This window comes from Streptomyces sp. NPDC056600 (assembly GCF_042792855.1).
GTDB lineage: Bacteria > Actinomycetota > Actinomycetes > Streptomycetales > Streptomycetaceae > Streptomyces.
Genome location: NZ_JBHTVQ010000126.1, coordinates 1 through 4,014 on the forward strand (window position 1 = coordinate 1; position 4,014 = coordinate 4,014).

Here is a 4,014-nt window from a genome sequence, read left to right on the forward strand (position 1 = left end):
ACTCTATCAGACCGTTTCCGTTCCGATTTCCTCGGTGCTTTCCAGGTCCTTCGCCTTTCGGCGTTTTCCCTTTCCGGCGGTTCCGACTCTATCAGAACCTTTCGGTGTCCGATTCCCTGTCGGAGGGGGGTTGCCGCCGGCTTCCGGACCAGATCAGATCCGTCGGCCTTTCGGCATTCACTACGCTAACCGACTCGCTCCCGAAACTCATAATCGAGTCCTGCAGTTCGAATTCCGGGCGTGCGGGCACGCAGGAATTCGCCCCGGTCAGGGGAGAGGTTGAGTAGTGGAGTGGCCGCACACGGTGAAGGCAGAACGCCTGCCGTGTCTTGCGGCTCGGGCTACCTTACGGATCGCGAGGGGCGGCGTCAAGCCCGCCGTCGACGGGGCACGTGGGCGCGGTACGGGCTCACGGTCGGATCGCCGTCGATCCAGTAGCGCCACGAGTGCAGGTCCCCGTTCCCTCCGTCGCCGGCCACTCCGGTGCGGGGACCGTTCCGTACCTGGTCGACGCGCACGGCGGTACCCGTGAGGACGGTGAGGGGGGATCCTCCGGCGGCGCAGGCGTCGGTGCCGTCGAGAGCGCGGTCGATGTCCAGGGCCGTGGCGAGACGCGCCGGGCCTTTGGCCAGATCCTTGTCGTAGCGGGCCGAAAGCCACCAGGGCGCAAGCGCGCCGATGTCGACCTTGCCCGTGCCGACCTGCTGGAGGTCCGGACGGAATTGGCCGGACTGTCGACGACCGGACTGTGGACGAAGCATGTGCCGGTGCACCTTGGCGACGTCGAGTACCTGTTGGAGGTGCTGGACCACGAGGACCCCGCGCGGATCGATCACGTGCGGACGGTGGTCATGCAGGCGCGCGAACTCGTCGAGCTGCTGCCGCGAGGGCGGGGCGTTCGGGAGTTCAGGTCTGATCACTGCAGGATCACCTTTCGGGACCTGCGCGCGGTGGAGAGCGGCTCAGATTCCGGCGGACGGCTTGGCTCGCGGGCTCAGACGGTAGGCCGAGACGGTCGGGTCGCCGGCGACGTAGAAGCGGTGCTGCCAGTCATGAGCTTTGCTCACGCCTACCCGGGGACCGACCCGGACGAGCGCGGGAGGCACTGACTCACCCTGCGACAGAGCGACCGCGGTTCCGCCCAGCAGATCTGTGCCGTTGTGCTCTGCCGTGATGCCGATTGCCTGGCAGAAGTTCCCCGGTCCTCGCGCGAGACGTGAACTCTCGACTGCGCTTCCTCGGCGCTCTCGAGCCAGGTCCTCCCCCTCGACCACCTTGCCCGCACGAATGAGGACTGCCGAGGCGATGCCGTCCGTGCCGGTGACGATGTTGGCGCACCAGTGGAGACCATGGGACCGGTAGACGTACAGGTGTCCTGCGGGTCCGAACATCACGGCGTTGCGTGGTGTTCTGCCACGGTATGCGTGCGAGGCGGGATCGGCAGAGCCGGAGTACGCCTCGGTCTCCGTAATGGCGATGCTGACGGTTCCCTCGGGTGCCTCATGGGTGAGAACGGCCCCGAGCAGCCTGGGCGCGACCTCTTCGGCGGCGTGAGCGAGATCCTCGAGATTCATGCTGACCGCCTTGACATGCCGTACGTCCGGTAAACGTGCACATGACCAAGCTGGCGGGACTTTGGCGTACGGTCGGGGGTCGCGATCATGTCCTCCGAGCGTACTGGAGGGGCGGTGGTGGCGTGGGGGCGGTGGATGGGGAGGGTTCTGGTCCGATCCGTGCGGGTTCCGGGGGCAGGAACCGTTCGCCTGGCCTCAGGCGTTACCAGTAACCGTCAGGGATCGCAGGAACCTGAGGACGACTGAGAGGGCGCGGACCCACGGGGGCGCCTGGAGAGAGGGACACAGATGGGGTTCAAGAAGCTGCTCGCGAGTCTCGGTGCCGGGGGCGCCTCGGTGGAGACCGTGCTGACCGAGGTCAACGTGGTCCCCGGCGGCGTGGTGCAGGGTGAGGTGCGGATCCAGGGCGGGTCGGTCGACCAGCAGATCGAGGGGCTCGCGGTCGGTCTGCAGGCACAGGTCGAGGTCGAGGGCGGGGACAACCAGGAGTACCGGCAGAACATCGAGTTCCTGAAGGTCCCGCTGGGCGGTGCGTTCCAGCTGCAGGCCGGTGCGGTGCACACGGTGCCGTTCGGCATCGACGTGCCGTGGGAGACGCCGGTCACGATGATCGACGGTTCCGCGCTGCGCGGCATGCACGTGGGGGTGACCACCGAGCTGGCGATCGCCCGGGCGGTGGACTCCTCCGACCTGGACCCGGTGAACGTGCACCCGCTGCCGGCCCAGAAGGCGATCCTGGACGCCTTCGTACGTCTCGGCTTCCGCTTCAAGAACGCGGACCTGGAGCGCGGGCACATCCGCGGGACCCGGCAGAAGCTGCCGTTCTACCAGGAGATCGAGTTCCTTCCCCCGCAGCAGTACCGAGGGCTGAACCAGGTCGAGATCAGCTTCGTCGCGGACCAGTCCGAGATGGACGTCGTCCTGGAGATGGACAAGAAGCCGGGGCTGTTCAGCGAGGGGAGCGACACCTTCCGCTCGTTCAAGGTGGGTCTGCACGACTACCAGGGGACCGATTGGGCGGCGTACCTCAACCAGTGGCTGTCCGAGGTCGGCAGCAAGCGCAACTGGTTCTAGGCTCGGACGGGACAAGCGGAACCGCGTCCTTCGCCGGCGCGGTTCCTGCCCCACAGCCAGGAGGTAACCGAGGTGACCCAGTCCAGCCGGCCGCCGCTGCCGCACGACTTCCATCCGCAGGTCCCGTCGTTCACGGTGACCAGTGACGACGTGGAGGCGGGCGGCACGCTCGCGGACGCCCAGGTGCACGCGGCGGGCAACACGTCCCCGCACCTGCGCTGGGAGGGTTTCCCGCCCGGGACGAAGAGCTTCGCGGTGACGTGCTTCGACCCGGACGCCCCCACCGGCAGCGGGTTCTGGCACTGGGTGCTGTTCGACATCCCGGCCTCCGTGACGGAGCTGCCGGCCGGCGCGGGCTCGGGCGCGTTCGAGGGCCTGCCCGAGGGCGCGGTGCACGCGCGCAACGACTACGGCTCGCGTGACTTCGGCGGGGCCGCGCCGCCGGCCGGGGACGGACCGCACCGGTACGTCTTCACGGTCTACGCCGTGGACCAGGAGAAGCTCGGCCCGGACGCGGACACCAGTCCGGCGGCGGTCGGATTCAATCTGCGCTTCCACACGCTGGGCCGCGCCCACCTGATCGGCGAGTACGAGGTCCCCGCCGGGAACTGAGTCCGCGTCAGTGCCGCACGGCACGTTTTGCCCGTCCCTGGTCTTGGAATTGATCAGGGGCGGGCTTCTTTTCTGCCGTTGGGGCGGCGGATATTGCGTTGTCCCTCGCGGCACGCCCGGCCAGAGTGGGATTCCGGCTGCCAGGGGGGCGGCCGGCACACGAGAGGTGGGCTGGTTGTTGTGCGGGACACGCTGGTGCTGAACGCGAGCTTCGAGCCGCTGTCGACGGTGACGCTGAACCGCGCCGTGGTGCTGGTGCTCCAGGACAAGGCGGTCGTGGAGCAGGCCCATCCCGATCTTCGGATGCGGGCGGCCGCGGTGGACATACCCGCCCCCCGGGTGATCAGGCTCTGCCGGTACATCCGGGTGCCGTTCCGAAGACAAGCGCCGTGGTCGAGGCGGGGAGTGCTGGTACGGGACAGGCACCGGTGCGCCTACTGCGGTGGGCGCGCCTCCACCGTCGACCATGTGGTGCCGCGGGCGCAGGGCGGCCGGGACTCCTGGCTGAACACCGTGGCCTCCTGCGCGGAGGACAACCACCGCAAGGCGGACCGGACGCCGGAGCAGGCGGGGATGCCGCTGCTGCACGAGCCGTTCGAGCCCACGCCGGCCGACGCGATGCTGCTGGCGATAGGCGGGAACCGTGATCTCGCGGACCTGCCGGAGTGGCTGGCGGTCCGGGCGGCCGCCTGACCTCAGGTGCGGGCGGACGACGCAGGGCCCGCCACCCCGGCCAGGGTGGCGGGCCCTGCGT

The 4,014-nt window shown here is 68.8% G+C and carries 4 protein-coding genes and 1 pseudogene; 3 read left to right on the top strand and 2 right to left on the bottom strand.

The annotated features are described in order from the left end of the window. Window positions 1–368: 368 nt before the first annotated feature. Together ACFRAV_RS31210 and ACFRAV_RS31215 are read right to left on the bottom strand one after the other, a co-directional pair. A pseudogene (locus ACFRAV_RS31210) lies at window positions 369–656 on the bottom strand (DNA-3-methyladenine glycosylase); the annotation flags it as partial. Between the two features lie 306 nt (window positions 657–962). Beyond that, window positions 963–1,574: a DNA-3-methyladenine glycosylase gene (locus ACFRAV_RS31215; protein WP_382560957.1), complete on the bottom strand. Its 612-nt coding sequence runs from the start codon at window positions 1,572–1,574 to the stop codon at window positions 963–965. 288 nt (window positions 1,575–1,862) lie between these two features. On the opposite strand from ACFRAV_RS31215, the gene ACFRAV_RS31220 reads away from it, so the two are divergent. The 3 genes from ACFRAV_RS31220 (at window position 1,863) to ACFRAV_RS31230 (ending at window position 3,953) form a co-directional block, all read left to right on the top strand. After that, entirely contained in the window at window positions 1,863–2,648 is a 786-nt protein-coding gene (locus tag ACFRAV_RS31220; RefSeq protein ID WP_351118710.1) for a sporulation protein, read from the top strand. Window positions 2,649–2,720: 72 nt separating this feature from the next. Then, window positions 2,721–3,260, top strand: a complete 540-nt coding sequence (locus tag ACFRAV_RS31225) for a YbhB/YbcL family Raf kinase inhibitor-like protein (RefSeq protein WP_351118709.1) — start codon at window positions 2,721–2,723, stop codon at window positions 3,258–3,260. 180 nt (window positions 3,261–3,440) lie between these two features. Further along, window positions 3,441–3,953 (top strand): HNH endonuclease, encoded by a 513-nt coding sequence (locus ACFRAV_RS31230; RefSeq protein WP_382560961.1) that lies wholly within the window; start codon window positions 3,441–3,443, stop codon window positions 3,951–3,953. The last annotated feature ends 61 nt before the right edge of the window (window positions 3,954–4,014 follow it).